This is a genomic window from Pararhizobium antarcticum (assembly GCF_001885585.1).
Lineage (GTDB): Bacteria > Pseudomonadota > Alphaproteobacteria > Rhizobiales > Rhizobiaceae > Pararhizobium > Pararhizobium antarcticum.
Window position 1 is genome coordinate 1 of sequence record NZ_LSRP01000007.1, and the last position, 4,626, is coordinate 4,626.

Genomic DNA, 4,626 nt, shown 5'->3' on the forward strand with positions numbered 1-4,626 from the left:
CTGTTATTCTGCTTGATCGCAATGTCGATCAGTCGCTTGCAAAGGCTGGCGAAGACTATCTGACCTTTATCGGCTCGGACTTCATCGAAGAAGGCAAGCGCGTAGCCGAATGGCTGGCGAAGAATGCCAATGGCAAGTCGAAAATCATAGAGCTGGAGGGTACGACAGGCTCCTCACCGGCCAACGACCGCAAAAAAGGCTTCGACGAAGCCATTGCAGCTGCCGGCGGCTTCACGATTGTTGCATCGCAGACGGGCGACTTCGCCCGAGACAAGGGCCGCCAGGTCGCTGAATCCCTGCTGCAAGCACATCCTGATGCCGACGTGATCTACGCGCACAACGATGAAATGGCGATCGGTGCAATTGCCGCGATCGAAGCGGCCGGCAAGGTGCCCGGCAAGGATATCCTTGTTCTTTCGATCGACGGTGGCAAGGAAGCCGTTCAGGCAGTAGTTGATGGCAAGATCAATGCGGTCGTCGAGTGCAATCCGCGCTTCGGACCCAAAGCCTTCGAGACCATGGCCCGCTATGTCAAGGGCGAGACGATCGAGCCCTGGGTCATCAACACCGATAAGTTCTACGACTCGTCCAATGCAGCAGCAGAGCTGGCAAACGCCTACTAACCTCCCAAGACATAAACTCCGGCCGGTGCGCGATGCGAACCGGCCGGCTTTTCTATTGGGACAGAAGGGAACAGGAGATCATGCTGCTCTCCATGCAGGGAATTTCCAAGTCGTTTTCAGGTGTGTCTGCCTTGCGCTCGGCATCGCTCGAAATAGATGATGGTGAGGTCATGGCACTGGTCGGCCAGAACGGCGCCGGCAAATCCACCCTGATCAAGATTCTGACTGGTGCCTATCAGCGCGACGAAGGCACGATCACGTTTGAAGGCGACGAGGTTTCTTTTGCAACGCCGGCCGAAAGCCAGACGAGCGGCATTGCAACGATCTACCAGGAAATCAATCTCGCCCCCCAGCGTTCCGTGGCCGAAAACATTTATATGGCCCGGGAACCGCGAATTTTCGGCTTTCTCGATCGTCGCGCGATGCGCAAGGGAGCGGCAGGTGTGCTTCGAACCTTCAATCTCGACATCGACGTCGATATGCCCGTTGCCCGGTTCAGCGCAGCCACCCGCCAGATGATCGCCATTGCCCGTGCCGTCACGCAAAAAGCGCGACTGGTGATCATGGATGAGCCGACATCTTCTCTCGATGAAAAAGAAGTCGGCATCCTTTTCGAAACCATCCGGACCCTTCAAAAGAGGGGCGTCGCGGTGTTGTTCATCGGCCATCGTCTGGATGAACTCTACGCCATCTGCGACCGCGTCACCATCATGCGTGACGGCCAGACCGTCGCAAAAAGCACGATGCGCGACATGCCGAAAATGGATCTGGTACGCAACATGCTTGGCAAGGAGCTGGCCGCTTTCGAAGCGATGACGCGCGAAGGCGGGCATGACGAAAGTCGGCCTGTGCGCCTGTCACTTGAAAATGTTGGCGCTGGTCTGCGGGTGCGGGATGTAAGCCTCACCGTTCGGGAGGGCGAAATAGCCGGGCTTGCCGGGCTGCTGGGCTCCGGCCGCACGGAGACGGCCCGGATCATTTTCGGTATCGATCAACAGGATCACGGAACCATCCGTATCAACGGAGTAGAACGGACCTATAAGGAACCCGCCGATGCGATTGCCGATGGCATCGGCCTCGTTTCGGAAGACCGCAAGGTCGATGGCATCATTCCCGATATGAGCATCCGCGAGAACATGACGCTGGCTTTGCTTCCCAAGCTGAAAAAAGCCGGTGTCGTAGATCGGGACCGCCAGAACGAGATTGTCACGCGTTACATCAAGGCGCTTGGCGTCAAGTGTGTCTCGCCGGATCAGCCGATCAAGGAACTTTCCGGCGGCAATCAACAGAAGGTCCTGCTCGCCCGCTGGCTCTGCACGGATCCGCGGCTTCTGATCATTGATGAACCAACCCGCGGCATCGATATCGGCGCCAAGGCGGAAATCCTCAAACTCTTGCGCAACCTCGCCGATCAGGGCCTCAGCGTTCTGATGATCTCGTCCGAACTGGAGGAATTGCTGGCCGTAGCCGACGGCGTCACGGTGCTCAGCGACGGGCGTTCCATAGCACATCTTCCGAGGGCAGATCTGAGCGAAACAGCGCTGATGAGCGCCATGGCCCATCAGGCAGACTGAGATGATGATGACCCAGACGTCCACGCCGACATCCAACACGCGAAAAATCAATCCAATGGGGTTGATCGGCCGCTATGGAACCTTTGCCGCCTTCCTCGCGCTGGTGGTTTTCAACATTCTTTTCACACCGAACTTTCTCTCCTGGCAGACGCTCAACGTCAACCTGACGCAGGTAGCGACCATCGTTATCGTTGCCATCGGGATGACGCTGGTCATTGCCACCGGAGGGATTGATCTTTCCGTCGGCTCTCTGATGGCCATTTCCGGGGCGATCGCGCCGATGATCTTCATGGGTGGCCTCATCCCGATCGACAACATGGCGGTCGCCGTCACTCTGTCTTTCGTGGTGCCGGTGATTATCGTCATGGCGTTTGGCTGGTTTAACGGATTTCTGGTTACGCGCTTCGCGATCCAGCCGATTGTCGCGACGCTGGTGCTTTTTATCGCCGGGCGCGGCATCGCGCAGGTCGCCACCAACGGCAATCTGCAGGTCTTCAAGAACGAAGCCTTCCAGTTTATCGGCATGGGCCGGGTCATGGGGATTCCGGCGCAGGTCATCATCATGCTGGTCGTGGCGCTTCTGGCCCATTGCCTGATCCGCTACACCGTCATTGGCCGACAGATCATCGCTGTCGGTGGCAATGAGAAGGCAGCCCGTTTGACCGGCATTCCGGTGCGCAAGGTAAAGACATTCGTGTATGTCATCAGCGCTGCGTTGGCCGCCCTTGCAGGATTGATCGTCGTTGCCCGCAACTCCTCGAGCGATGCCAATCTCGTGGGGCTTGGTATGGAACTCGATGCAATCGCGGCGGTCGCGGTTGGCGGATCGCTGTTGACGGGCGGGCGGGCCAACATCCTCGGCACGCTTCTCGGCGCCTTCGTCATCCAACTGGTTCGCTACACATTGCTGGCCAATGGTGTGCCGGACGCAGCCGCCCTTATTGTAAAGGCAAGCCTGATCGTGATCGCCGTCTACATCCAGCAACGCGCCGACAAGGTTTGATGCCCATGAATGCTATACTGAAAACCGCTGCCAAGACATTCACGCCGAAGTCTTCCGGCGATCTGGCCCGTCTGGGTGTCTTCGTCGCTCTTGCCGGGCTCATCCTGTTCGGCGCCCTGCGCTACGACAATTTTCTATCCCCTTTCAACATATTGAGCTTTCTGCGCTACAATTCGATGTTCGCGCTAATCGCGCTCGGTATGGCATTTGTGATCATGACGGGAGGCATCGACCTGTCCGTTGGTGCGGTGGCAGCAATGTCGAGTGTGGTTGCCGCTCTTCTGTCGCCTTATCATTGGTTTGCAGGGCTAAGCGGTGGTCTCGCTGCCGGCCTGGTAGTGGGGCTGATCAACGGCTTCATCGTAACCAAAATGCGCATCCAGCCCTTTATAGCAACGCTTGCCACCATGCTTGCCGCATACGGGACCGGACTTCTGCTCGCCGACAACCAGTCCGTCTCCGTTTCCTATGATACCGGCTTTACCATCATCGGGCAGGACGATTTCCTTGGGTTTCCAATCCCCGCCTGGATCGCGATAGTCGCCTATATCGTCGGCTGGATTGTACTTGAGCGACGCGCATTGGGCCGGCACATCCTTGCTATCGGCGACGGCGAGGCAACGGCTAGCTTGATGGGTCTCAAGGTTGATCGGACCTTGCTTGCGGTCTATGCGGCTTCAGGGTTTCTCGCTGGCCTCGCCGGCGTCATCCTTGCATCGCAATTCGGCGCAGGCCAGCCAACGGAGGGCGTAGGCTGGGAATTGTTTGCGATTGCTTCGGTTGTCGTTGGGGGCACCCTGCTCACGGGTGGGTCCGGTTCGGTCGGAGCGACGCTTGGCGGAGCACTCCTGCTCGGCATCGTGTTCAATATATTGAACTTTGAAAATGGGCTTGGCGTTATCTCGCTTTCCGCATACTGGCAGTCCGTCATTCGGGGCAGCTTTCTTCTTGTCGTCGTCATCCTTCAGGCCGGATTGGTGAAAAAGCAGGACAAGGCATCGGGTATGTAATCAGCTTGGAGGTACGGATTAGGTCACATGACCAAAGGACGTTTCCCGGATCTCCGTTCGCAGCTCGGTTAGAAAGGATCTCACGATGGGGATTAAGTTCCCCAGCGGAGGCGTTGCAACATAGATCGCGACTTTACCAATCGTTATACCGGGCAGAACAGCGACAAGTTTGCCTGCGTCCACCAACTCTTGAGCGACGAAACCCGGAAGCCCACCTATTCCGAGACCTCTTGTGATGAGCTCCGCGGCCGCTTCCGGATCATTCACCGTTGCCCGAACTTTTAAACTGACCCTTTCGCTCCTACGGCCATCTGTCAGATCCAAGGTCACCTCGGCGGATTCGATATTGCTGGTAAGCACCGCCGGCACTCGTCGCAAGTCTTCTGCAGACTTTACCTGAACTGCAAGAGAAGGTG

General features: G+C 57.4%; 5 protein-coding genes. 4 read left to right on the plus strand and 1 reads right to left on the minus strand.

Annotation, left to right across the window (positions count from 1 at the left end; translation table 11 throughout):
- The 4 genes from AX760_RS01960 to AX760_RS01975 all read left to right on the plus strand — a co-directional run.
- Positions 1 to 623: substrate-binding domain-containing protein (locus AX760_RS01960; RefSeq protein ID WP_139276423.1), on the plus strand; the 623-nt coding region annotated here is incomplete at its 5' end.
- 80 nt (positions 624 to 703) lie between these two features.
- The gene (locus AX760_RS01965) at positions 704 to 2,197 is read left to right on the plus strand and encodes a sugar ABC transporter ATP-binding protein (protein ID WP_071831166.1); all 1,494 of its coding nucleotides are present in this window, start codon (positions 704 to 706) and stop codon (positions 2,195 to 2,197) included.
- 7 nt (positions 2,198 to 2,204) lie between these two features.
- Positions 2,205 to 3,200: an ABC transporter permease gene (locus AX760_RS01970; RefSeq protein WP_245294909.1), complete on the plus strand. Its 996-nt coding sequence runs from the start codon at positions 2,205 to 2,207 to the stop codon at positions 3,198 to 3,200.
- 5 nt (positions 3,201 to 3,205) lie between these two features.
- Complete coding sequence (locus tag AX760_RS01975) at positions 3,206 to 4,210, plus strand: ABC transporter permease (protein WP_071831169.1); 1,005 nt, start codon at positions 3,206 to 3,208, stop codon at positions 4,208 to 4,210.
- An 18-nt stretch (positions 4,211 to 4,228) separates the two neighbouring features.
- Here the strand turns inward: AX760_RS01975 and AX760_RS01980 are convergent.
- Positions 4,229 to 4,626: LysR substrate-binding domain-containing protein (locus AX760_RS01980; protein ID WP_245294910.1), on the minus strand; the 398-nt coding region annotated here is incomplete at its 5' end.

Coding starts and splice junctions, on each gene's coding strand:
- AX760_RS01975 (WP_071831169.1), top strand. CDS start 3,206: ATGAATGCTATACTGAAAACCGCTGCCAAGACATTCACGCCGAAGTCT.
- AX760_RS01970 (WP_245294909.1), top strand. CDS start 2,205: ATGACCCAGACGTCCACGCCGACATCCAACACGCGAAAAATCAATCCA.
- AX760_RS01965 (WP_071831166.1), top strand. CDS start 704: ATGCTGCTCTCCATGCAGGGAATTTCCAAGTCGTTTTCAGGTGTGTCT.